Below are 24623 nucleotides of genomic sequence, written 5' to 3' on the forward strand. Positions count from 1 at the left end.
AACCTTAGCCGACCTGCGGAAAGGGACCTAACCGGTAGGCGTCGATGCCGATCCGGGCCCGGCCGGCGCGCTCGCCGCCCCACCGTCACCGGTCGCCGAACCGCCGTCACCGGCGGCCGCCGCACCGCGCGGCAGCACGTTCAGCGGTCGCATCATCTCGTTGTCCTCGTGTTCGAGGAGGTGACAGTGCCAGGCGTACCGGCCGGGCCGGTCGAAGCGCGCCTTGATGCGGGTCACCTCCCACGGGTACGCGAGCACCGTGTCCATCCACCCCCGGTCCCCCGGGTCTGGCCGCACGCCGCCCGAATGCCCACGGCCGAGCAGCTCGAACTGGACCTGGTGCAGGTGGACCGGGTGCACGTGCCGGGTGAAGTTGCGCACCTCCCAGACCTCGGTGTCGCCGAGGGCGGGCTGCTCGGTCGGCGGATCGCTCCAGCGCAGCGGTAGGCCCCGGCCGCGCTCGTCGAGGACGCCGAGCAGCATGATCGTCGACTCGCCGGACCTCCGCTCGTTGAGCGACAGCCGGCGTACGCGCTGGGCGGCGCCGAGCCTCGGGTGCGACGGCAGTCGCAGCTGCTCCGGCGGCACGCTCGGGTCCGCGCCGGTCGCGTCGGTGACCACGAAACGCAGCACCTGACCTGTGGTGCGCGGGTCGGCCGGGGCGAAGTCCACCCCGGGTCGGCCGCCGCCGTACATCCCGTCGGGGCCCTCGTTGACGAGGTACAGCTCGGTCCCGGCCGGCACGTCGGTGAAGTCGACGATCGCGTCGACCCGCTGGGCGGGGCCGAGCGCCACGCGTTCGTGCGGCACCGGCTCCGGGAGGAGGCCGCCGTCGCTGCCGATCTGCCAGACCGGCAGCACCGGGCGGGCCGGTCGCGCGGTGGCGTTCGCGGCCACGCTGAGCAGCAGGAAACGGCTGTTGCAGCCGTTGAGCAACCGGAACCGGTAGCGCCGCCGCTGCACGGTGAACGTGGGCCAGGTGCGGCCGTTGACCACCATGGTGGAGCCGGAGAACCCGGGCACCCAGACCGGCCCGTCGGGGTGCGACGAGTAGCCCCCGGGGTAGAAGAGGTCACCGTCGGCGGTGAAGCTGCGGTCCTGGATCATCAGCGGAATGTCGTGGTACCCGGTGGTCGACGGGTCGTCGCGGCCGGGCGCCGGGCCGGGCAGCACCCCGTCGGGCAGGTCGTCCCCGCCGAGCAGGTAGAACCCGGCCGGCCCGGCGTAGACGTTCTCCCGGGTGAGCCCCAGCGTGTGGTCGTGGTACCAGAGGGTGCAGGGCCGCTGGTCGTTGTCGTACTCGAAGGTCGCCGAGCCCGGGGCCCAGCGTAATTCGTACCGCTCGGCGAACCGGGACCGGAACTCGGCGTACGCGCCGCCGGTCAGGGCAAAGTCGGCGGGTATGTCGCGGGCCGCCGGCAGGTACCACGCCTCGGAGTGCCCGTCGCTCTCCTGCGCGCTGTGCGCGCCGTGCAGGTGCACCACCTGCGGCACCGGCCCCCGGTACCCCAGCCGACTGCCGTCCGGGCGGCCGTGGCCGTCCCGGTGGTCGATCCCACCGGCGGGGTTGGCCCAGTGCACTGTGGGGTCCACCGGCAGCAGGTGTGGCAGGTGGTCGCCCCGGTCGTCGACGAGTTGGTTGACCCACGTCACCCGGACGGGTCGACCCACCCGCGCCATGATCGTGGGCGCCGGGCAACCGAAGCTGCCGGCGTGCGCGGTGGAGCCGTAACCCCACACTGTGGTGCGCGGCCAGGGGCGGGGCAGGATCTGCTGGCGGAACTGTCGGACCGCGATCACGTACTCGTCCCGCTCGGGCCCGGTCGCCACCGCCGGCATGGCCGGTGGGATCCGCAGTGGCGCGACGTACTTCGGGATGTCGCCGGCGTCCAGAGGTGGTATCGCCGCCAGCGCCCGCCCCGAGGCCGCCCAGCCCGCCGGAATCAGAGCCGCCGCACCGCCGGCGGCACCCGCCGCGAGCACCTGTCGCCTGCTGACCATGCCGCGCCTCCCAACGCCCTCTCCCCAGAAAGAGAATGAGTTTCGCGGACCGGCGCAGGACGGACAGATGGCGGTTGACACCCAGAAGAGGGACATTCACGTCATAGGGTGGGAGCATGCGATTCGACCAGCACACGGTCGTGCTCCTGGTCCGACCGTCGGATCCGCCGGAGCTGCCGCAGGACGCGATCGATCGGCTCCAGGACGCACACCTCGCCCACCAGGCGGGCCTCGTGGAACAGGGGTTGGTGCTCGCCGCCGGCCCGTTCCTGCACGGCGACGACGAGCACCTCCGTGGATTCGTCGTGCTGTCCATCGCGCCGGACGAGGCCCGCGCCCTCTACGCCAACGACCCGGCCGTACGCGCCGGTCGCCTGCTCGCGCAGGTCACCACGTGGCTGCTTCCGGAGGGCAACCTGCGGTTCGAGGGCGTGCCGGTGCCCCGGTCGATGTTGGAGGCGGCCTCCGGCGACTGACGCCGGAGCCGGTCAGCGGGCCGTGCCGTCCCCGGCCGCTGTCGCCAGGTCCTCCAGCGGGACCACCCGCGGGTCGTCCACCGGGCCGATGATCACCCGCAGTGCCGGGAAGTAGTCCCGCAGCACCCGCACGCACCTGTCACACGGCGCGGTCACCTCGCGGCCCCGGTCGGCGACAGTGACGATCGTCTCCAGTTCGGTGACGCCCTGCGTGGCGGCCGTGCCGATGATCACCAGCTCGGCGCAGACGTCTCCGGTCGCGTGCAGGACGTTCACCCCTGTGAAGACCCGTCCGTCGGCGTTCCGGGCGGCCGAGGCGACGGTGTGGTGCTGGCTGCGACACCGCAGCTTGGCGACCGCCGTGGCGGCCTGCACCAACGCACGGTCGGTGTCGCGCATGTCCATTCGGCTCCCCCAGCGCTCGACGTCGGCCGCCAACTCTAGGGCCCGCTCCCGGCTGTCCCGGGACGGGAGGTGACCGTCGGAGAGCCGGCAGCGCGGTAACCCAGGGGCGGTGCGCCGTCGGGCTGCCTATCCTTGGGCACGACATGCAGAATCCAACCGCCTCCGTCGCGACCGACCCGGTCCGCGAGCTGCACCGCCGCCTCACCCCTCTGATGTTCCGCGACCAGCGCCGGCTCCAGCGACGCCTCGACGGTGCCCGCAAGCTGCGCGACCCGCAGCGCCGGGAAGCGGCCCTCGCCGAGATCGCCGCCGAGGTGGCCCGGGCCGAGCAGCGGCTCGCCACCCGGCGAGCGGCGGTGCCCGTGATCACGTACCCGGCGGGGTTGCCGGTCAGTGAGCGCAAGGACGACATCGCCGCAGCTATCCGCGATCACCAGGTGGTGATCGTGGCCGGCGAGACCGGCTCCGGCAAGACCACCCAGCTACCGAAGATCTGCCTGGAACTGGGACGCGGGGTGCACGGCCTGATCGGGCACACCCAGCCCCGGCGGCTGGCCGCCCGGACGGTGGCCGACCGGATCGCCGACGAGCTGGGCACCGAGCTGGGTGACGTGGTCGGCTACAAGGTGCGCTTCACCGACCAGGTCAGCGAACGCAGCCTGGTCAAGCTGATGACCGACGGCATCCTGCTGGCCGAGTTGCAGACCGACCGGATGCTGCGCCAGTACGACACGTTGATCATCGACGAGGCGCACGAGCGCAGCCTCAACATCGACTTCATCCTCGGGTACCTGCGGGAGCTGCTGCCCCGCCGACCCGACCTCAAGGTGATCATCACCTCGGCGACCATCGAGACCGACCGGTTCGCCCGGCACTTCGTCGGGCCGCCCACCGCCGACGAGCCCGACGGCGTGCCGGCGCCGGTGGTCGAGGTCTCCGGGCGCACCTACCCGGTGGAGGTTCGCTACCGCCCGCTGCTGGAGGTCGCCGAGGGCGAGGAGGACGGCGACGGCGACGAGGAGAACGTCCGCGACCAGATCCAGGCGATCGGCGACGCCGTCGAGGAGCTGGCCTCCGAGGGGCCCGGCGACATCCTGGTCTTCCTCAGCGGGGAACGCGAGATCCGGGACACCGCCGACGCGCTGGGCAAGCTGGTGCAGAAGAAACGGTCGCTGCTCGGCACCGAGATCCTGCCGCTGTACGCCCGGCTGTCCTCCGCCGAACAGCACCGCGTCTTCGCCGCGCACAGCGCACGCCGGGTGGTGCTCGCCACCAACGTCGCGGAGACCTCGCTGACGGTGCCGGGCATCAAGTACGTGGTGGACCCGGGCACCGCCCGCATCTCCCGCTACTCCAGCCGGCTCAAGGTGCAGCGGCTGCCGATCGAGCCGATCTCGCAGGCGTCGGCCAACCAGCGCAAGGGCCGGTGCGGGCGTACGTCGGACGGCATCTGCATCCGCCTCTACGACGAGCAGGACTTCCTGTCCCGGCCCGAGTTCACCGACCCGGAGATCCTGCGCACCAACCTGGCGTCGGTCATCCTCCAGATGACCGCGATCGGGCTCGGCGACCTCGCCGCGTTCCCGTTCATCGACCCACCGGACAAGCGCAACATCACCGACGGTGTCAACCTGCTGCACGAACTCGGCGCGTTGGACCCGACCGAGGCCGACCCGGCGAAGCGGCTCACCGCCCTGGGCCGACGCCTCGCCCAACTCCCGGTCGACCCCCGTCTGGCCCGCATGGTCGTCGAGGGCGAGCGCAACGGCTGCGCCACCGAGGTGCTGGTGATCGCCGCCGCGCTGTCCATCCAGGACCCGCGCGAGCGGCCGGCCGAGAAGCAGGCCCAGGCCGACCAGGCACACGCCCGGTTCGCCGACAAGGAGTCGGACTTCGTCGCCTACCTCAACCTGTGGCGATACCTGCGCGAGCAGCAGCGCGAGTTGTCCTCCAGCGCGTTCCGCCGGATGTGCAAGGCCGAGTACCTGAACTACCTGCGAATCCGCGAGTGGCAGGACATCGTCAGCCAACTACGTCAGGTGCTGCGTACCCCGGCCGAGAACGACCGGCGCGGTGGACGGCCGGCGCGCGACACCTCCGACGGCGCGGACGCCGGCCGGGGTGCGGGCCGGCGCGGCGGCGCGGACCTGCCGGAGGAGATCGACACCCCGAAGGTGCACCAGTCCCTGCTGCCCGGCCTGCTGTCGCACATCGGCCTCAAGGACGCCCAGAAGCACGAGTACCTGGGCGCGCGGGGCGCGAAGTTCGCCGTCTTCCCCGGGTCGGCGCTGTTCAAGAAGCCGCCGCGGTGGGTGATGGCCGCCGAGCTGGTGGAGACCTCCCGGCTGTGGGGGCGCATCGCCGGTCGGGTCGAGCCGGAGTGGGTCGAGCCGCTGGCGCAACACCTGGTCAAGCGCAGCTACAGCGAGCCGCACTGGGAGAAGAAGCAGGCCGCGGTGATGGCCTACGAGAAGGTCACCCTGTACGGCGTCCCGCTGGTCAGCTCGCGCAAGGTCAACTTCGGGCGGATCGACCCGACGTTGAGCCGGGAGCTGTTCATCAGGCACGCCCTCGTCGAGGGTGACTGGCAGACCCACCACCAGTTCTGGGCGGACAACAAGCGTCTGCTCGCCGAGATCGAGGAGCTGGAGAGCCGGGCTCGACGCCGCGACATCCTGGTCGACGACGAGACCATCTTCGGCTTCTACGACCAGCGGATCCCGGCCGACGTGTCCTCCGGCCGGCACTTCGACAGCTGGTGGAAGAAGACCCGCCGCGAGCAGCCCGACCTGCTCACCTTCACCCGCGACGTGCTGGTCAACGACGGCCGCGCGGGGGTGGACGAGGGCGACTACCCGGACGAGTGGCTGACCCAGGGGGTGAGCCTGCCGCTGACGTACCGCTTCGAGCCGGGCACCCCGACCGACGGCGTCACCGTCGACATTCCCCTGCCGCTGCTCAACCAGGTGCCGGCGGAGAGCTTCGACTGGCAGGTGCCGGGGCTGCGCGAGGAGACGGTGATCGCGCTGATCCGAACGCTGCCCAAGGCGATCCGCCGCAACTTCGTCCCGGTGCCGGACTACGCCCGCGCCGCCCTCGCCGCGATCACCCCGGGCGAGGAGCCGCTGCTGGACGCGCTCACCCGACAACTGCGCCGGATGACAGGTGTCACCGTCCCTAGCGACGCCTGGGAGCCGGGCAAGCTCCCCGCGCACCTGCGGGTGACCTTCCGGGTGCTCGACGCCGACGAGAAGCCGGTCGCCGAGGGCAAGGACCTGCCGGCCCTGCAACGTCAACTTCGCCAGGAGGTACGCCAGGTGGTGGCGGCCGCCGCGCCGGAGGTGGCCCGTACCGGGCTGCGCGAGTGGAGCATCGGCACCCTGCCCCGGACCATCGAGCAGGTCCGTGCCGGCTACGCGGTGACCGCGTACCCGGCGCTCGTCGACGAGGGCGCGACGGTCGGGGTGAAGGTGTTCGACTCCCCCGCCGAGGCGGAGGCGGCGCACTGGGCGGGCACCCGTCGGCTGCTGCGGCTCACCGTGCCGTCCCCGGCGCGGTTCCTCCAGGGCCGGCTGGACAACGCGGCGAAGCTGGCGCTGAGCCGCAACCCGCACGGCGGCGTGCAGGAGCTGATCGAGGACGCGGCCGGGGCGGCCATCGACCGGCTGATCGGCGCGGCGGGCGGCCCGGCGTGGGACGCCGACGGGTTCGCCGCGCTGCGCGAGAAGGTCCGCGCCGACCTGGTCGACACGGTGGTCGAGGTGATGGACCGGGTCCGCAAGGTCCTCGCCGCCGCCTACGCCGTCGAGCAGCGCCTCGGCGCCACCCGCAACCTCGCCGTGGTGGCCGCGCTGGCCGACATCCGCAGCCAGCTCGCCGGGCTCGTGCACGCCGGGTTCATCACCGAGACGGGGTACGCGCGGCTGCCCGACCTGCTGCGCTACCTCAGCGCCATCGAGCGCCGGATGGAGCGGCTGGGCGGCAACCCGCAGCGTGACCGCCAGCAGCAGGACCGCATCGCGACGGTGCAGAAGGAGTACGCGGACCTGCTCGCCAACCTGCCGCCGGCCCGCCGGCAGGAAACCGCCGTCCGGCAGATCCGCTGGATGATCGAGGAGTTGCGGGTGAACGTGTTCGCCCAGGCGCTGGGCACCCCGTACCCCGTCTCGGAGCAGCGGATCTACCGCGCGATGGACGACGCGGAGGGTCGCTGACGAGGCCGGGCCCGCGGCGGCGGCCGGCGGGCTGGTCTCGTCAGGTCAGCGGCTCGACGCCGGGCGGCAGCTCGCCCCGGTCGATCGCGGACTGGATGTAGTCGAGCAGGATCCGCCGGAGTTCCCGGCCCGCGTGGGTGGGCACGACGTCGCGGCGGCGGGCCACCGCGATGGTCCGCCGCACCCCGGGCGGGGCGAGGGGCGTGATCCGCACGCCCGGTCGGCGCGCCAGCACGATGCCCGGCACCAGCGCGATGCCGAGCCCGGCCTCGACGAAGCTGAGCACTGCGTCCATCTCGCCGCCGTCCACAGCGAAGCTCGGTTCGAACCCGGCCTCGCGACACGCCTGGATGGTGGCGTCGCGCAGGTCGTAGCCCTCCCGGAACATGACCATCGGCAGGTCGCGCAGGTCGGTGATGCGCAGCTCGCCGGTTGCCGAGGCGGTCGGCACCTCGTCGACCGAGGCCACCACAAGGCTCTCCCGCAGGATCGGGTCGACCCGCAGCCCGGGGTCGGCGCCCTGCGCCGGCATGATGATCAACGCGAGGTCGAGATCGCCGCGGAGCAGGTCTCGCACCAGGTCCTGGGAACCGCCCTCCTCCACCCGCAGGTCGATGGTGGGGTGCGCGTCGCGGAACCGGCGGAGCACCGGCGGGGCGAGCGAGGTGGCCAGACTCGGGGTGGCCCCGAGCCGGACGCGACCGCGACGTAACCCGACCAGCTCCTGGACCTCGCGGGTCGCGGTCTCCACGTCGGCGAGGATCCGGGTGGCCAGGGGCAACAGCACCTCACCCGCCGCGGTGAGCGCGATGTTGCCCCTTACCCGCTCGAACAGCGGTGCCCCGAGGTCGGCCTCCAGAGCGTGAATTTGCTTACTGAGAGAAGGCTGAGTGATGCCCACGATGTCGGCGGCTTGGGTGAAATGTCGTACTTCGGCCACCGCGACGAAGTACCGAAGCTGATGGAGCTGCATCTACATAGCTTACGGCTATCAACACTACGAGTTTGATGCATTGGACGACTGATCAAAGTGCTCCTAGCGTCGGTCTCGTGGTAATGACGAAAACTCGGTCGCCCATCCGCTCCAACGTCGGCCTCAAGGCCGTCATGGCGGTGACGGGCATCCTGCTGGCGCTGTTCCTGATCGCCCACATGCTCGGGAACCTCAAGGTGTTCACGGGGGAGACCTCGTTCGACCACTACGCCCACTGGCTGCGCGACATCGGCAAGCCACTGCTGCCGGGCGTCTGGTTCCTGTGGATCCTGCGCACCGTGCTGGTCGTGGCGGTCGTCGCCCACATCGTCGCCGCCACCGTGCTGGCCCGCCGCGCCCGCGCCGCCCGCCCGGTCAAGTACGCCCACCGCAAGAAGGTCAACGGCAGCTACGCGGCCCGCACCATGCGCTGGGGCGGCGTGATCATCCTGCTCTTCGTGATCTACCACCTGCTGGATCTGACCACCGGCACGCTCAACCCGGTCGGAAACGAGAGCAAGCCGTACGGCAACGTCGTCGCCGACTTCGCGCCGGAACGCTGGTACGTCACGCTCTTCTACACGCTCGCCATCGTCACGGTGGGCTTCCACCTGCGCCACGGCGCGTTCAGCGCGTTCCGCAGCCTCGGCCAGCAGACCCCGCGCGGCGAGCGTCGGGCGCGCGTCGCGGCTCTGGTCTTCGCCGTGCTGCTCTGCGCCGGATACCTGGTGGTCCCGTTCGCCGTACTCACCGGATTGGTGTCCTGACATGGAACTCTTCACCGAGGGCGACCCGATCGCCGACACCAAGGCACCCGCCGGCCCGGTCGAGAAGCGCTGGGAGACCCGGCGCTTCGAGGCCAAGCTGGTCAACCCGGCCAACCGCCGCAAGATGACGGTGATCGTGGTCGGCACCGGTCTCGCCGGCGGCTCGGCCGCGGCGACCCTCGCCGAGCAGGGCTACCACGTCAAGTCCTACTGCTACCAGGACAGCCCGCGCCGGGCGCACTCCATCGCGGCGCAGGGCGGCATCAACGCGGCGAAGAACTACCGCAACGACGGCGACTCCGTGCACCGGCTGTTCTACGACACCGTCAAGGGCGGCGACTTCCGCTCCCGCGAGTCGAACGTGCACCGCCTCGCCGAGGTCTCGGTGAACATCATCGACCAGTGCGTCGCCCAGGGTGTGCCGTTCGCCCGCGAGTACGGCGGCCTGCTGGACACCCGGTCCTTCGGCGGTGCCCAGGTGCAGCGCACCTTCTACGCCCGGGGTCAGACGGGCCAGCAGCTGCTGCTCGGCGCGTACCAGGCGCTGGAGCGGCAGATCGGCCTCGGCAACGTGGAGATGAACACCCGGCACGAGATGCTGGAGCTGGTCATCGTCGACGGCAAGGCCCGCGGCATCGTCGTGCGGGACATGGTCACCGGCGAGATCAGCACCGAGATGGCCGACGCCGTCGTGCTCGCCTCCGGCGGCTACGGCAACGTCTTCTACCTCTCCACCAACGCCAAGGGCTGCAACGTCACCGCCACCTGGCGGGCACACCGCAAGGGCGCGTACTTCGCCAACCCCTGCTACACGCAGATCCACCCGACCTGCATCCCGGTCTCCGGCGACCACCAGTCGAAGCTGACCCTGATGAGCGAGTCGCTGCGCAACGACGGCCGGGTCTGGGTGCCGAAGGCCAAGGGCGACGACCGCAACCCTCGCGAGATCCCCGAGGACGAGCGGGACTACTACCTGGAGCGGATCTACCCCTCCTTCGGCAACCTGGTCCCCCGCGACATCGCCTCCCGCGCCGCCAAGAACGTGTGCGACGAGGGCCGGGGCGTCGGCCCGACCAAGCTCGGCGTCTACCTCGACTTCGCCGACGCGATCAACCGGCTCGGCCGCAAGGCCATCGAGGCCAAGTACGGCAACCTCTTCGAGATGTACGAGCGGATCACCGGCGAGGACCCGTACGAGGTGCCGATGCGCATCTACCCCGCCGTGCACTACACGATGGGCGGCCTGTGGGTCGACTACGACCTCCAGTCGAACATCCCCGGCCTGTTCGTGATCGGTGAGGCGAACTTCTCCGACCACGGCGCGAACCGGCTCGGCGCCTCGGCGCTGATGCAGGGCCTCGCCGACGGTTACTTCGTCCTGCCCACCACCATCGCCAACTACCTGGCCTCCGGCCCTCTCGACACTGTCGACGCCAGCCACCCGGCGGCGATCGAGGCGCGCACCGACGTCGAGGACCGCATCCGGCGGCTGCTCGCTGTCAACGGGGACCGGACCGTGGACTCGTTCCACCGCGAGCTGGGCCAGATCATGTGGGAACACTGCGGCATGGAGCGCAGCGAGGCCGGGCTGCGTAAGGCGATCGGCGAGATCCGCGACCTGCGCGACGCGTTCTGGCAGCGGGTCAAGGTGTCCGGCACCGGCGAGGAACTCAACCAGTCGCTGGAGAAGGCCGGCCGCGTCGCCGACTTCTTCGAACTGGCCGAGCTGATGTGCATCGACGCCCTGCACCGTGAGGAGTCCTGCGGCGGCCACTTCCGGGCCGAGCACCAGACCCCCGACGGCGAGGCGCAGCGCGACGACGACCGGTTCGCGTACGTGGCGGCCTGGGAGTTCACCGGCGACGGCGAACCCTCGGTGCTGCACAAGGAAGACCTGACCTTCGAATACGTCCACCCCACGCAGCGGAGCTACAAGTGAACCTGACCCTGCGCATCTGGCGCCAGAAGGGCCCTGAGGACAAGGGTCGGATGGTGACCTACCCGGTCGACGACGTGTCCCCGGACATGTCGTTCCTGGAGATGCTCGACGTGCTCAACGAGCGGCTGATCCTCTCCGGCGAGGACCCGGTGGCGTTCGACCACGACTGCCGCGAGGGCATCTGCGGCATGTGCGGCCTGATGATCAACGGTGACGCGCACGGGCCGCAGCGCGGCACCACCGCGTGCCAGCTGCACATGCGGCAGTTCAAGGACGGCGAGACGATCGACATCGAGCCGTGGCGGGCCAGCGCCTTCCCGGTCGTCAAGGACCTGGTCGTCAACCGCAGCGCCTTCGACAAGATCATCGCGGCGGGCGGTTACGTCACCGCGCCGACCGGCAGCGCGCCCGAGGCCCACTCCACCCCGGTGGCCAAGGCCAACGCCGACGCCGCCTTCGAGTCGGCGGCCTGCATCGGCTGCGGCGCCTGCGTCGCGGCCTGCCCGAACGGCTCCGGCATGCTCTTCACCGCCGCCAAGCTCACCCAGCTCTCGCTGCTGCCGCAGGGCCAGCCGGAGCGGTACACCCGGGTGATCGGCATGGTCGACGCGCACGACGAGGCCGGCTTCGGCGGCTGCACCAACGCGGGTGAGTGCACCCCGGCCTGCCCGAAGGGCATCCCGCTCAACACCATCGGCCGGCTCAACCGCGACTACCTCACGGCCACCGCCAAGGGCGGAGCCGACAACACCCCCGGTTCCTGAGCCGCAACTCCCGCCAGACCGCCGTACCCCGAGCCCGGGGTACGGCGGTCTGCTGTTCGGCCCCGGGGTTGCGGTGGTGGGGGCTGGGACGGCCGCCCCAGCCCCTGACCTCGGTCACGGCTCGCCCGCAGGTTCCGGTCCCAATGGGGTACGCCGCATCTTCCGATCCGCGCCGCGCGCTTCATGGTCCACTCGGATTTCAGGAAGTCGGCCTGTCAATCCGCTCGGATACCGCGACGTCAAGGAACGCGAGTCGATCAGGCAGACAGCCCTCGCAGTCCGGTTCAAGCGCTCGACGCCGGGTAGCAGTCCCTTGAGACGGCGTTGAGAGGGGACGAGGGACATGAAGGCACTGACCTGGCAGGGCAAGCGGGACGTACGGGTCGAGGAGGTGCCGGACCCTCGGATCGAGGCGCCGACCGACGCGATCGTGAAGATCACCTCGACCGCGATCTGCGGCTCCGACCTGCACCTGTACGAGGTGCTCGGTCCGTACCTGAAGCCGGGTGACGTGCTGGGCCACGAGCCGATGGGCATCGTCGAGGAGGTCGGGTCGGAGGTGACCGGGCTCAAGCCCGGCGACCGGGTGGTGGTGCCGTTCAACATCGCCTGCGGCAGGTGCTGGATGTGTTCGCGGCAGCTCTACGCGCAGTGCGAGACCACCCAGGTCACCAGCGAGGGCAAGGGCGCGTCCCTGTTCGGCTACACCTCGCTCTACGGTTCGGTGCCGGGCGGGCAGGCCGAGTACCTGCGTGTCCCGCAGGCCCACTTCGGGCCGATCAAGATCCCGGAGACCGGCGCCGACGAGCGCTACCTCTACCTGTCCGACATCCTGCCGACCGCCTGGCAGGCGGTGAAGTACGCGGACACCCCACCCGGCGGCACCCTGGCCGTCTTCGGTCTGGGCCCGGTGGGGCAGTTCTGCGCACGGATCGGTCGCCATCTGGGCGCCGGCCGCGTGATCGGGTTGGACCTGGTGCCGGAGCGGTTGGAGTTGGCCCGCCGGCACGGCATCGAGGTGCTGGACGTCCGCGAGTTGTCCGACGTGGCGGGCGCGCTGATCGACCTGGTGGACGGGCGGGGCCCGGACGCGGTGATCGACGCGGTCGGGATGGAGGCGCACGGTTCGCCGGCGGGCAAGCTGGCCCACGCCGCCGTCGGACTACTGCCCGACAAGGTGGCCCAGACGATGACCGACCGCGCCGGCATCGACCGGTTGTCCGTCCTGCACGCGGCGGTCAAGGGGGTTCGCCGTGGCGGCACCGTGTCGGTCTCCGGGGTGTACGGCGGCGAGGCGGACCCGATGCCGCTGATGGAGATGTTCGACCGGGGCGTCCAACTGCGGATGGGGCAGTGCCACGTGCGCCGGTGGACCGACGAGATCCTGCCGCTGCTCTCCGGCGACGACGACCCACTGGGCGTCGAGGACCTGCGTACCCATCGGGTGCCGCTGGCTCGGGCACCGCAGGCGTACGAGATGTTCCAGAAGAAGGAGGACGGCTGCATCAAGGTCGTGCTCGAACCATGAGTGCGAGGAGCGAGCCGGGGTTGCGAGCCCCGCAGTCACGAATGCAGCCGGTGCCGTGAGCCGGGTGGTGGTGGTCGTCGGCGCGACCAGCGGGATCGGGCGGGCGACGGCCCGGGCGTTCGCCGAGCGCGGCGACCGTCTCGTCCTGGCCGCCCGCGCCACCACGACCCTGGCCGAGGTACGCGGGGAGTGCGGCGCCGCCGACGTGCTGACCGTGCCGACCGACGTCACCGAGCCGGGCGCGTTGGACGCGCTCCTGGACGCGGCACTGGAACGGTTCGGTCGCGTCGACGTGTGGGTGCACACGGCTGCGGTGATGGCCTACGGGCGTTTCGACGAGCTGCCCGGGCGGGTCTTCGACCAGGTGGTCCGGACCGACCTGCTCGGCACCGCCGAGTCGGTGCGGGTGGCGCTGCGGCACTTCCGGGCGGCCGGGGCCGGCACCGTGGTCGTCACCGGTTCGGTGCTCGGGCACATCACCGCCCCGTACATGAGCGCGTACGTGGCGAGCAAGTGGGGGTTGCAGGGTCTGCTTCGGACCGTGCAGCAGGAGTTGCGGGACAGCCCGCGGATCCGGTTGTCCCTGGTCAACCCGGGCAGCGTGGACACTCCCGTGTATCAGCAGGCGGCCAACTACCTGGGTCGGATCGGGCGACCTCCGCCACCGGTGGCGAGCCCGCAGCGGGTGGCCCGGGCCATCGTGCACTGTGTGGACCGACCCCGACGGGAGGTCTCCGTGGGCCGCCTCAACGTGCTGTTGCGAGCCGGCTTCACCGTACTGCCGGGGGTCTACGACATTCTGGTCGGGCCGTTGATGCGGGCGGCTGGCCTCAGTGGACGGTCGGTCGCCGCGCACGACGGCTCGGTCTTCACGCCGAACCCGGCCGGCGAGGCGGTCCGCGGCGGTCATCTGCCTGACCTGCGGCAACTCGCCCGACACGTGCCCGGTCCGGTCGGCGCGGTGCTACGCCGACGGTTCGGCTGACCTGTTCGGGACTGTTCGGGACTGCGTTCGGGGGCATCGTGCGTCGATCAACTCGCCTAGGGTGGTGGGCCAGCAAGCGCTCAGGCACACCACGACCGGGGAGACGATTCACCATGCGACTGAACCGCAGAGCGGCACTCGGACTGGGCACTGTGGCCACCGCCGGAACAGTGTTGGGCGCCGCCGGCACGGCCAGCGCCGCCGAGAGCACCGAGGCCTCCCCGACCACTCCCGCCCGGGCCGCCCGCCGGGTGGCCGCCGTCTTCGGCAAGCACAGCGTCGAGGCCGGCGGCAACTGGCAGGCGTACGTCAGCGTGGCCGACCCGGCCGGCTCGCCGGTGGTAGCGGTCGAGGCTGACGCGGACCGGCGGATCGAGGCGTACAGCGTCAACAAGATCGCCGTCGCCACGGCGGTGTTGGACAAGGTCGACCGGGGGCTGCTCACCCTGGACCAGCAGGTCGAGGTGTCCGCGGCGATCGTCGTGCCGGGCGGTGACGGCATCTTCAGCCTGGACGGCGCGTACCCCAGCCTGGTCACCCTCGGGCACGTGCTGGCCAACCTGCTGACCGTCTCGGACGACACGGCGGTCCGGCTGTGCGGTCTGGTCGCCCCGGCCGCCGAGATCAACTCCATCCTGGTGGCCAAGGGCTTCCCGAACACCCAGGTCCAGCCGGTCGCCAACCCGAACCGGTTCTTCCTCGGCACCAGCACCCCCCGGGAGACGCACGACCTGCTGCGCGCCCTGGTCGCCGGCACGCTGCTCTCCCCCGCCTCGACCACGTACCTGTTGGGGCTCCTGCGCTCTCCGGTGGCGTTCACCGACGGCATCCGGCGCACGATGTCGTCGGACGACCGGGCGCGGATCGCCACCAAGGCCGGCTGGTTCGCCGACGCCCGGCACGAGGCCGGAGTGATCTTCGACCGTTCCGGGGCGGCGGTGCTCACGTACGCGCTCTTCGCCGACGGGCAGGCCAACCCGGAGGACTTCGGCGCCACCCACCCGGCCGTGCAGGCCCGGGCCGCCATGGGCCCGAAGTTCCTGGCCGCCGTGGACCGGATCGCGGGCGTCGGCAGGACGTTCCGGATCACCGCCCCGCGCCCCAGCAACGGCGGCTGACCGCGATTCCGGGTCGGTCGCCGCCGGCGGTGACCGACCCGGCCTGGCGACCGCCGAGGCACGGGCCGGTCCGTGTGACTACCGTGTAGGGCGGACACGTCGGAGGGACGGCAATGGCACGAGCGCAGAGCACTGACGTCGAACGGTCACTCGGACGGCGGATGCGGGGCGTGGCCGGGCTGGCCGCGCTCGCCGGCCTGGCCTGGGTCGCCCGGGACGTGCCGGCGGCCCTCGGCGGCCGGCTCAGCGGGGCCCGCGCCGAACGGGCGGCCCGCTCGCCCCAGTTCCGCGACGGCACCTTCCACAACCAGGCCGGCACCCGCACGATGGTCGCCGAGCCGGGCCGCAACCTGGTCCGCGAGCTGATCTTCGGCAAGCAGAAGCGGCACCCGACCACACCGGTGCCGCTGCTGCGGCCGGGCACGACGGACGCCGCCGACACCGCCGACGAGCTGAACATCGTCTGGTACGGGCACGCCTCGACGCTGATCGAGATCGAGGGCAGGCGGGTGCTGCTCGACCCGGTGTGGAGCGACAGGTGCTCCCCCTCCGGGCTGGTGGGTCCTCGCCGGTTGCACGAGCCACCGGTGGGCATCGACGAGCTGCCGCCGCTGGACGCCATCCTGATCTCGCACGACCACTACGACCACCTCGACATGGCCACCGTGCGGGCGCTGCTCGCCGGGCAGTCCGCGCCGTTCCTGGTCCCGCTCGGGGTGGGGGCGCACCTGGACCGCTGGGGCGTACCCGCCGAGCGGATCATCGAGCTGGACTGGTCCGAGTCGCACCGGGTCGCCGGGCTGGAGATCACCGCGACCGCCGCCCAGCACTTCTCCGGCCGGGGGCTGCGCCGCGACGGCACGCTCTGGAGCTCCTGGGTGGTGGCCGGGGCCCGCCGCAAGGTCTTCTACACCGGTGACTCGGGTTACTTCGACGGGTACGCGGCGATCGGCGCCGAACACGGGCCGTTCGACGTGACACTGATGCAGATCGGCGCGTACGACCGGGCCTGGCCGACCATCCACATGTTCCCCGAGGAGGCGGTCGACGCCCACGTCGACCTGCGCGGCGGGCTGTTCGTCCCGGTGCACTGGGCGACGTTCAACCTGGCCCTGCACGACTGGTCCGAGCCGGTCGACCGGCTGTGGGCGGAGGCGAAGGCCCGCGACGTACGGCTCGCCGTGCCCCGCCCCGGCGAGCGGGTGGTGGTCGACGAGCCGCCCGCCGTCGACGGCTGGTGGCAGGCCATCGCCTGACCTCAGGCAAAGCGAGATTCGCCTGACCTCAGGCAAAGCGAGATTCGCCTGACCTCAGGCAAAAGCGGACATCGCCTGAGACAGCCCGTCAGAGCACGAAGGCGTCGGTCCAGAGGGCGCCGGAGCGGCCGGAGAGCGCGTCCAGCATGGCCACCGCCTGCCCGTCGGTGAGCTGCGCGACGAAGTCCACGATGGCGCGCCCCCGGGCGCGGCCGATCCGGTCCGGGATGCGCGGGTGCAGCTCGGCCTCGGCCAACTCGACCAGGTCGTGCAGCCGGCGGGGCAGCCGCGACTCCTCCTCCGGGTCGAGCAGCCACTCCCACAGCGCCTCGACCAGCGTGCCCAGCAGCCGGGCCTGGCCGCGCTGGTGCAGGGCGAGGTCCGGGCGGGCCAGCACGAACCGGTGGTGGACGAACTTGAGCACCTGCACCTCGTGCCACTGGGCGCAGCCGAGCAGCACGAACCCGGACCGCACCGACGGCTGGTCGGTCACGGTGATGGCCTCGACGAAGCGGGTGGACCAGCGGGCGGAGAACCGCGCCACGTACTGCTCGGCCTCGATCGAGCCGTCGAACGGCATCGCCAGCAGCCCGTCGACCAACTCCTCGCGCACGTGCTCGACGGCGGCGGCGAACGCGTCGTCGTCGGCGATCCAGGCGTCCTTGCGGTGCAGTTGCCGCCGCAACCGCTCGATCGCCGCCCCGGGTCGCCGCGCCGACGTGGCCAGCGCCGCGTCGGTAATCGCCCGGAAGTGCCCACTCTCGCGCTGCCACGCCATCAGCTCGGCGGAGACCGAACCCTGTTGGAGCACACCGACCCGGTAGAAGTCCTCCACGTCGTGGATGGCGTAGGCGATGTCGTCGGCGGTGTCCATCACCGACGCCTCCACGGTCTGCTGCCAGTCCGGGATGCGGCCGGCGAACGGCTCCCGGGCCTGGCGCAGGTCGTCGAGTTCCGTCCGGTACGCGCCGAACTTCGACGAGCCGCTCTCCGGGTCGTCAGGTGGCGGGGTGGCCCCGCGCGGCGGCGGGTCCATCGTGCGGGGGTGCGGGTCGGGGTGGTCCAGCCGGGTCCACGGGTACTTCAGCATCGCCGCGCGGACCGCGGCGGTCAGGTCCAGCCCGGTGGTGGCCGCCCCGCGGATCTCGGTGCTGGTGACGATCCGGTACGACTGGGCGTTGCCCTCGAAACCGTCGGCCAGGCCGAGGCGCTGGCGGGCCAGCCGGTCCAGCACCCGCTCCCCCAGGTGCCCGAACGGCGGGTGACCGAGGTCGTGGGCGAGCGCCGCTGCCTCCACCACGTCGGGGTCGAGGCCGCCGAGCTTGTCCAGCAGGTCACACCACCGGTCGTCGGCCGTCAGCCGCTCGGCGATCGCCCGGGCCACCTGGGCGACCTTGAGACTGTGGGTGAGCCGGTTGTGCACCAGCAGCCCGGAGCCGACCGGACTGATCACCTGGGTGACACCGCCGAGGCGGGCGAAGAACGGTGAGCCGACGATCCGGTCCCGGTCGGCGCGGAACGGGTTGGCCGTCAGGTCGCCGAGGGCTCGGGCGCTGCCGCCGAAGAGCCGCCGGGCGCGCGGCTCCGCAGGTGTTTCCATGATCGCCACGCTAGCGCAGGCCGGGAGGGACCGCCGCCGGGTCACCCGGCCGGGCGCGGCGGTTCGGTCTGCCGCCCCGGCCGGGCGCGGCGACAGCGACCGGGGCCGCCCGGCAGAATGCAACCGGTACCCACTCCCGAAGGCGGATCGAGATCGTGACCCAGTCTGTTCATCAGCGGATCGCCGACGAGCTCGGCGTGGCCGAGCGTCAGGTGCGGGCGGCCGTGGAGCTGCTCGACGGCGGCGCCACAGTGCCGTTCATCGCCCGCTACCGCAAGGAGGCCACCGGCCTGCTCGACGACACCCAGCTGCGCACCCTGGAGGAGCGGCTGCGCTACCTGCGCGAGCTGGACGAGCGGCGGGCCGCGGTGCTGGAGTCGATCCGCACCCAGGGCAAACTCGACGAGGCGCTGGAAGCGCAGATCATGGCCGCCGACTCGAAGTCCCGGCTGGAGGACATCTACCTGCCGTACAAGCCCAAGCGGCGAACCCGGGCGCAGATCGCCCGCGAGGCCGGGTTGGCCCCGCTGGCCGAGTCGCTGCTGGCCGACCCCACCCAGGACCCGCGGGCCACCGCGGCCGGGTTCGTCGACGAGGACAAGGGTGTCGCGGACGCCGCCGCCGCGCTGGAGGGCGCACGGGCGATCCTCATCGAGACCTTCGCCGAGGACGCCGACCTGATCGGCACGCTGCGCGAGCAGATGTGGTCGCGGGGCCGCCTCGTTTCCCGGGTACGCGACGGTCAGGAGACGGCCGGCGCGAAGTTTGCCGACTACTTCGACTTCTCCGAGCCGTACCCGAAGCTGCCCTCACACCGGATCCTGGCCATGTTCCGGGGCGAGAAGGAGGGCGTGCTCGACCTGACCATGGATCCGGAGGAGGCCGGCGACGCGGACGCCGTACCGACCGGGCCCAGCCGGTACGAGGCGGCCATCGCCGGACGGTTCGGGGTGTCCGACGCCGGTCGCCCGGCGGACCGCTGGCTGACCGACACCGTGCGGTGGGCGTGGCGCACCCGCATCCTCATCCACCTCGGCGCGGACCTGCGGTTGCGGTTGTGGCAGGCGGCCGAGGAGGAGGCGGTACGGGTCTTCGCGACGAACCTGCGGGACCTGCTGCTGGCAGCGCCGGCCGGCACCCGGCCCACCATGGGTCTGGACCCGGGCCTGCGGACCGGCGTGAAGGTGGCCGTGGTGGACGCCACCGGCAAGGTGCTCGCCACCGACACCATCTACCCGCACGAGCCCCGTCGGCAGTGGGACGCGTCGATCGAGACCCTGGCCCGGCTGGCCGGGGCACACGGGGTGGAGCTGGTGGCGATCGGCAACGGCACCGCCTCGCGGGAGACCGACAAGCTGGCCGGCGACCTGATCAAGAAGTATCCGCAGCTCAACCTGACCAAGGTGATGGTCTCCGAGGCGGGCGCGTCGGTCTACTCCGCGTCCGCGTACGCCTCGCAGGAGCTGCCCGGGATGGACGTGTCGCTGCGCGGCGCGGTCTCCATCGCCCGGCGGCTCCAGGACCCGCTCGCCGAACTGGTCAAGATCGACCCACGGTCGATCGGAGTGGGGCAGTACCAGCACGACCTGTCCGAGGTGAAGCTGTCCCGGTCGCTGGACGCGGTGGTGGAGGACTGCGTCAACGCCGTCGGGGTGGACGTCAACACCGCTTCCGCGCCGCTGCTGACCCGGGTCTCCGGGATCGGGGCCGGGTTGGCCGAGAACATCGTGCTGCACCGGGACGCCAACGGGCCGTTCCGGTCGCGTACCGAGCTGAAGAAGGTGGCGCGCCTCGGGCCGAAGGCGTTCGAGCAGTGCGCCGGCTTCCTGCGCATCCCCGACGGCGACGACCCGCTGGATTCGTCGAGCGTGCACCCGGAGGCGTACCCGGTGGTGCGCCGGATCCTCACCAGCACCGGTCAGGACCTCCGCTCGGTGATCGGCAAGAGCGGGATCCTGCGCGGGCTGCGGGCCACCGACTTCGTCGACGAGCGGTTCGGTCTGCCCACCGTCACCGACATCCTGGCCGAGCTGGAGAAGCCGGGCCGCGACCCTCGGCCCGAGTTCCGCACCGCCACCTTCGTCGAGGGCGTGGAGAAGATCAGCGACCTGACGCCCGGCATGGTGCTCGAAGGCGTGGTCACCAACGTGGCCGCGTTCGGCGCGTTCGTCGACGTCGGGGTGCACCAGGACGGCCTGGTGCACGTCTCGGCCATGTCCCGGACGTTCGTGAAGGACCCCCGCGAGGTGGTGAAGTCCGGTGACGTGGTCAAGGTCCGGGTGCTCGACGTGGACGTACCCCGCAAGCGCATCTCGCTGACCCTGCGCCTGGAGGACGAGCCCGCCGTCACCGGTGGTGGTGGCCGGACGAGCCAGGAGGGTCGCGGCGGCCCGGCGCAGCGCGGACCGCAGGGTGGTCGTGGCGGCCAGCAGGGTGGACGTGGTCCGCAGGACCAGCGCGGCGGCCAGAGTCGACGCGGCGGTCAGCAGCAGGGTCGCAGCGGCCAGCAGCAGGGTCGCGGCGGCGGCCCGACGCCGGCCAACGACGCGATGGCAGAGGCCCTACGCCGCGCCGGGCTGGCCTGACTGTTCAGCCTTCCGACGTCCTCGGCCTCCGACACCTCGGCCCCTCGATCACGTGGTTGCGTGATCGGGGGGCCGCGTGGTGGCCGGGGCCGGGTGACCCGGGAGGTCAACGGGGGTGGCGGGCCCTTTCGAGCTGATGCCGTAGACGAATCACGGTGTGATCGCTGGTTGATGTCGCAGACGATTCAGCTCCATAGGGCGATCGCAGCAACCCCGGGGGCGAGCGAGAGCGACCAGTGGGGCCGGCGGCGAGAGCGAGCAGTGGGGCCGGGCGGGTGAAATCGGCTCGTGCGCTCGCGGGGTTCGGGGCGATGATCTCGCGGTGAAGATGCACGCGGATCAGGTCGACGTGGCGGTGGAGGTGGTCGCCGCGCTGGTGGCCAATCAGTTTCCCCGGTGGCGGGGTCTGCCGGTGCGTCCACTTCCCTCGGCCGGCACGGTAAACGCCCTGTTCCGCCTCGGTTCGGAGGTCGTGCTGCGGTTCCCCCTGCGGCCCAGCGCCGATCCGGCACTGCGCGCCGAGCTTCAACGTGAGCAGGAGCACGCGCGGATGCTCGCCGCGCACCTGCCGGTCGCCGTGCCCGACCCGCTCGGCGTCGGCGGCCCGGGCGAGGGGTACCCCGGGCCGTGGACGGCGTACCGCTGGATCGCCGGCGAACCGATCCACCCCGGCGGGGTCGACGACCTGGACGGCTTCGCCCGTGACCTGGCCGGCGTCGTGACCGCGCTGCGGGCAGTCGACACCGGCGGTCGGGTCTGGTCCGGGTCGGGTCGGGGTGGCCCGCTGCTCGCGCAGGACGCCGGGGTGCGGACGGCCCTCTCCGTCAGCGGCGCGCTGACCGACACCGCTCGGCTGGCCGAGGTGTGGGACCGCTGCCGCGACGTCCCGCGCCACGACACCGACGGGTGGATCCACGCTGACCTGATGCCGGGCAACCTGCTGGTCCGGGACGGTCGACTGGCTGCCGTCATCGACCTGGAGACGGTCACGGTGGGCGACCCGGCGGTGGACCTGATGCCGGCGTGGAACCTGTTCGACGCCGGGTCACGGGAGACGTACCGGCGGGCGTTGGGCGTGGACGACGCGACCTGGGAGCGCGGGCGCGGCTGGGCGCTGGAGCAGGCGATCAACGCGCTTCCGTACTACGTCCGGACGAACCCGGTGATGGCCGCGATCGCCCGACGCACACTGCGTGCCGTACTCGAATAGGCCCATCGCGTACCGTCGACGTCGTGAGTGAGCCGGACGGCCGGACGTGGCGCGACCAGCAGCGGCAGGCGGTGCTGGCGCACGCGGCGGCCGACGCCCGCCGGCGGGAGGCCGAGCACGCCGAGGCCGCGAAGATCGTCGCCTGGTTCGTGGCCGAGGCGAATCGACGAGGGCTGCGCCCGACCCGGCTCGTCGCGCGCTCCTACGACGGTCGTGGCTGGTACCGGACCGGGTTGTCCGGGTGGTACGTGGACCAGGCCCGCAGTCGAGCGGTCGACGTGGACGGTCGGTTCCACCTGCTCACAGTGCCGGGAGGTCTGCGGGCCCGGCTGTTCGGCGCACAGACCGAGCCGAGCCCGGCGCCGTTGATCGTCGGCGAGGGCGGCCGGGACGGGGAGTCGATCCCGCTGCGGACCCTGCTCGCCCGCCGGCTGGACGCCGGTACTGACGGCTGACACCCGCGTCACGTCACCACTTGCCCGGCCGGCCGACGGCGCCGTCGGCATGCCCTCGCTCGACGGACGGGACAGCCCACGCGCTGACCCGGGCTGCCTGCTGAGCGCACCCTCGCGCGGCCCGCCTCGTTTATCCGCAGCGGGAACCATACCGGACGTTGGCTCTGTTTCGACGTGAAAAAGGAATAACACTCTATTTTCGGGTGGGACGATGACGCAGACACGAAGCCGGCCGACGGCCCCAGCGCGGGCGACGTCCTTCCGGGGCGACATCGAAGGGCTACGTGCTCTCGCGGTCATCCTGGTACTGGCCGGGCACGCCGGAAGTCAGTTCGTCCCCGCCGGCTTCATCGGCGTGGACGTCTTCTTCGTGATCTCCGGATTTCTGATCACCGGTCTGCTCGTCACCGAACTCGACGGCACCGGGCGCATCTCGCTGCTCGGCTTCTACGCCCGACGCGCGAAGCGGCTGCTGCCCGCCGCCGGGCTGGTGCTGCTGGTCACTCTGCTGCTCACGTACCTGTTCCTGCCGAGGGTGCGTTACTCCAACACCGCGTGGGATGTGGTGAGCAGCGCCCTGTACGTGATGAACTGGCGGCTCGCCGAGCAGTCCGTCGACTACATGTTCGTCGACCAGGCCCCGAGCGTCCTGCAACACTACTGGTCACTCAGCGTCGAGGAGCAGTTCTACCTCTTCTGGCCGCTGCTGTTGCTCGGCCTGGCCGTCCTCGGCGGCCGGCGACGGCTCCGCCGGGGCGTGCTGATGCTCGGGTTCGCCGTCGTGGCCGTGCCGTCCTTCGCCTGGTCGATCCACCTGACGTCGACCGACTCCGCTCCGGCGTACTTCGTGACCACGACTCGGCTCTGGGAACTCGCGCTCGGCGGCGCGGTGGCCATCGCCGGCGGACTGCTGCATCGCACCCCACGCGTGCTGGCAGTCCTGCTCGCCTGGTCCGGCCTCGCCGCAGTTGTCGCTTCGGCGTTCCTACTGGACGCCACGTCAGCGTTTCCCGGGTACATCGCGTTGCTGCCGACCGGCGGCACGGCGGCGGTCATCGCGTTCGCGGTGGCGGCCGGCCGCGCCGGGCCGGCGGGGCTGCTCAGCCTGCCGCCGATGCGCGCGGTCGGCGCACTGTCCTATTCGCTCTACCTGTGGCACTGGCCGCTACTGGTCATCGCCGACTACCAGTTCGGCGAGTTGAGCGCGACCGCGCGCCTGGCCGTGGTGGCGGCCTCGATCGTGCCGGCGGTCCTCACCTACCACTTCGTCGAGAACCCGATTCGTCGGTCGCAAACGCTGCAATGGCAACCGGCGCAGGCGCTGCGCGTCGGGGCCGCGTGCACGGGCGCGGCCGTGATCGCCGGGCTCCTCTTCCAACTCACCGTCTGGCCCGCGGCACAGCCGCCCCCACCCGTCTCGGCGCTGCCACCGGTGGCCGGGTCCAGCCCGTCGGCGAGCGCCACGCCCGTCGGACCGCCCGGTGCCGCGGCCCTGGGTCAGTCACCCCGAGGTGACAAGGCGGGCAGGCCCGTCGACCGGGTCGCGTCCATCGTCCCGGACCCGTTGGTCGCACCGAAGGATCTGCCGACCACCGCGCGAACGGGCTGTCACGTCCAGCAGAACAGCAGCAATCCGCTGACGTGCGTCTACGGCGTCCGAGACTCGGCCTTCACCGTCGTACTCGCCGGCGACTCCCATGCCGCGCAGTGGCTGCCCGCCCTCGAGGAGGTCGCTGCCAAGCAGAAGTGGCGGGTGGTCTCGCACACCAAGTCCTCGTGCCCGTTCCTCAAGGCAGAGGTGGCACTGGCCGGGCGGCCGTACGAGAGCTGCACCGAGTGGAACCAGCGTGTCCGCGACCAACTACGCGCCGATCCACCCGACCTGTTGCTGGTCAGCAACTCGCTCTATCTCCCGGTGCGTGACGGCAAACCGATCACGCAGCGGGTCAACGAAACGTTGGCGGACGGTCTCCGTGAGACCTGGCGGGAGATGACCGAGGTCAAGATCCCGGTGGCGGTGCTCCGCGACACGCCGTACCACCGTCGAGACCCCGTCGAATGCGTCTCGGCCAACCCCGACAAGCTCACCCGGTGCGCCCCGTCCCGGGACGAGGTGCTGGCGGCCGGTGGAGGCGTAGCCCAGGAGCAGGCGGCAGAGGGTCAACAGGGCGTGCATCTCGTCAACCTCAACGACGCCATATGCCCCACCGACCGCTGCGCGCCCGTCATCGGTGGTGTGCTGGTCTACCGGGACGGCAACCACCTCACCGCCACCTACTCCCGGACGTTGGCCCCTCGGCTCGACAGCGCGCTCGCCGCCGTACTCAAGCGCGGGAGCTGACGCGCC

At 71.6% G+C, this 24623-nt stretch carries 17 protein-coding genes; 13 read left to right on the forward strand and 4 right to left on the reverse strand.

The window, feature by feature from the left end:
- Window positions 1–27: 27 nt before the first annotated feature.
- Entirely contained in the window at window positions 28–2001 is a 1974-nt protein-coding gene (locus O3438_RS12090; protein WP_269680053.1) for a multicopper oxidase family protein, read from the reverse strand.
- Window positions 2002–2117: 116 nt separating this feature from the next.
- On the opposite strand from O3438_RS12090, the gene O3438_RS12095 reads away from it, so the two are divergent.
- Window positions 2118–2477 carry a YciI family protein gene (locus O3438_RS12095; RefSeq protein ID WP_269680054.1) on the forward strand — a complete coding sequence of 120 codons (360 nt, stop codon included), beginning with the start codon at window positions 2118–2120 and terminating at the stop codon, window positions 2475–2477.
- Between the two features lie 12 nt (window positions 2478–2489).
- Here O3438_RS12095 and O3438_RS12100 read toward each other — a convergent pair whose 3' ends face one another.
- Complete coding sequence (locus O3438_RS12100; protein ID WP_269680055.1) at window positions 2490–2876, reverse strand: cytidine deaminase; 387 nt, start codon at window positions 2874–2876, stop codon at window positions 2490–2492.
- A 149-nt stretch (window positions 2877–3025) separates the two neighbouring features.
- Between O3438_RS12100 and hrpA the strand changes: the two genes are divergently transcribed.
- A complete protein-coding gene (hrpA, locus tag O3438_RS12105; protein ID WP_269680056.1) occupies window positions 3026–7096 on the forward strand; it encodes an ATP-dependent RNA helicase HrpA in 4071 nt (1356 codons plus the stop codon).
- 40 nt (window positions 7097–7136) lie between these two features.
- Here hrpA and O3438_RS12110 read toward each other — a convergent pair whose 3' ends face one another.
- Window positions 7137–8069: a LysR family transcriptional regulator gene (locus O3438_RS12110; protein WP_269680057.1), complete on the reverse strand. Its 933-nt coding sequence runs from the start codon at window positions 8067–8069 to the stop codon at window positions 7137–7139.
- Window positions 8070–8152: 83 nt separating this feature from the next.
- Between O3438_RS12110 and O3438_RS12115 the strand changes: the two genes are divergently transcribed.
- From O3438_RS12115 to O3438_RS12145, 7 genes are all read left to right on the forward strand, one after another.
- Window positions 8153–8836, forward strand: coding sequence for a succinate dehydrogenase cytochrome b subunit (locus O3438_RS12115; RefSeq protein ID WP_145784178.1), 684 nt, complete (start codon window positions 8153–8155; stop codon window positions 8834–8836).
- Between the two features lies 1 nt (window position 8837).
- Entirely contained in the window at window positions 8838–10775 is a 1938-nt protein-coding gene (locus O3438_RS12120) for a fumarate reductase/succinate dehydrogenase flavoprotein subunit (protein WP_269680058.1), read from the forward strand.
- Complete coding sequence (locus tag O3438_RS12125; RefSeq protein WP_269680059.1) at window positions 10772–11539, forward strand: succinate dehydrogenase/fumarate reductase iron-sulfur subunit; 768 nt, start codon at window positions 10772–10774, stop codon at window positions 11537–11539. The genes O3438_RS12120 and O3438_RS12125 overlap by 4 nt, the downstream gene beginning before the upstream one ends.
- A 343-nt stretch (window positions 11540–11882) precedes the next feature.
- Entirely contained in the window at window positions 11883–13067 is a 1185-nt protein-coding gene (locus tag O3438_RS12130) for a zinc-dependent alcohol dehydrogenase (RefSeq protein ID WP_269680060.1), read from the forward strand.
- Between the two features lie 55 nt (window positions 13068–13122).
- Entirely contained in the window at window positions 13123–14052 is a 930-nt protein-coding gene (locus tag O3438_RS12135; RefSeq protein WP_269680061.1) for an SDR family NAD(P)-dependent oxidoreductase, read from the forward strand.
- Between the two features lie 113 nt (window positions 14053–14165).
- Window positions 14166–15170: a serine hydrolase gene (locus O3438_RS12140; RefSeq protein ID WP_269680062.1), complete on the forward strand. Its 1005-nt coding sequence runs from the start codon at window positions 14166–14168 to the stop codon at window positions 15168–15170.
- 113 nt (window positions 15171–15283) lie between these two features.
- On the forward strand, window positions 15284–16426 hold the full coding sequence (locus tag O3438_RS12145) for an MBL fold metallo-hydrolase (RefSeq protein WP_269680063.1): 1143 nt from the start codon (window positions 15284–15286) through the stop codon (window positions 16424–16426).
- An 88-nt stretch (window positions 16427–16514) separates the two neighbouring features.
- On the opposite strand, the gene O3438_RS12150 is transcribed toward O3438_RS12145, so the two are convergent.
- Window positions 16515–18026, reverse strand: coding sequence for a deoxyguanosinetriphosphate triphosphohydrolase family protein (locus O3438_RS12150; RefSeq protein WP_269680064.1), 1512 nt, complete (start codon window positions 18024–18026; stop codon window positions 16515–16517).
- Between the two features lie 155 nt (window positions 18027–18181).
- Here O3438_RS12150 and O3438_RS12155 point away from each other — a divergent pair, with 155 nt between their 5' ends.
- From O3438_RS12155 to O3438_RS12170, 4 genes are all read left to right on the forward strand, one after another.
- Window positions 18182–20611 (forward strand): Tex family protein, encoded by a 2430-nt coding sequence (locus O3438_RS12155; RefSeq protein WP_269680065.1) that lies wholly within the window; start codon window positions 18182–18184, stop codon window positions 20609–20611.
- A 328-nt stretch (window positions 20612–20939) separates the two neighbouring features.
- Window positions 20940–21821, forward strand: coding sequence for an aminoglycoside phosphotransferase family protein (locus tag O3438_RS12160; RefSeq protein WP_269683630.1), 882 nt, complete (start codon window positions 20940–20942; stop codon window positions 21819–21821).
- A gap of 23 nt (window positions 21822–21844) precedes the next feature.
- Window positions 21845–22276, forward strand: a complete 432-nt coding sequence (locus O3438_RS12165; protein WP_269680066.1) for a hypothetical protein — start codon at window positions 21845–21847, stop codon at window positions 22274–22276.
- Between the two features lie 211 nt (window positions 22277–22487).
- On the forward strand, window positions 22488–24617 hold the full coding sequence (locus O3438_RS12170; RefSeq protein ID WP_269680067.1) for an acyltransferase family protein: 2130 nt from the start codon (window positions 22488–22490) through the stop codon (window positions 24615–24617).
- The last annotated feature ends 6 nt before the right edge of the window (window positions 24618–24623 follow it).

Source organism: Micromonospora sp. WMMC250 (assembly GCF_027460215.1).
Lineage (GTDB): Bacteria > Actinomycetota > Actinomycetes > Mycobacteriales > Micromonosporaceae > Micromonospora > Micromonospora taraxaci.